Source organism: Paenibacillus soyae (genome assembly GCF_024623455.1).
Taxonomy (GTDB): Bacteria; Bacillota; Bacilli; order Paenibacillales; family Paenibacillaceae; genus Pristimantibacillus; species Pristimantibacillus soyae.
Genome location: NZ_JANIPJ010000066.1, coordinates 1 through 480, shown reverse-complemented (window position 1 = coordinate 480; position 480 = coordinate 1). Strand labels below are relative to the sequence as shown.

1 rRNA gene is annotated in these 480 nt (G+C 56.9%); it reads right to left on the bottom strand.

Features of this window, described 5'->3' with window-relative positions:
• Nucleotides 1–480 (bottom strand): 23S ribosomal RNA (locus tag NQZ67_RS30000); the annotation flags it as partial.

The following is a 480-nucleotide window of genomic DNA, read 5'->3' as shown; positions in this document are numbered from 1 at the left end:
GAGACAGCGCCCAAGTCGTTACGCCATTCGTGCGGGTCAGAATTTACCTGACAAGGAATTTCGCTACCTTAGGACCGTTATAGTTACGGCCGCCGTTTACTGGGGCTTCGGTTCACAGCTTCGGGTTGCCCCTAACCGCTCCCCTTAACCTTCCAGCACCGGGCAGGCGTCAGCCCGTATACTTCGCCTTACGGCTTCGCACAGACCTGTGTTTTTGCTAAACAGTCGCTTGGGCCTTTTCACTGCGGCCCCCTCGGGCTATTCACCCTACCGAGGCACCCCTTCTCCCGAAGTTACGGGGTCATTTTGCCGAGTTCCTTAACGAGAGTTCTTCCGCGCGCCTTAGCATGCTCTGCTCGCCTACCTGTGTCGGTTTGCGGTACGGGCACCTTCGCCTGGCTAGAGGCTTTTCTCGACAGCCGGAGTACATGACCTTCGCTACTGCAATTTTCGCTCCCCATCACAGCCCAGCCTAATAGT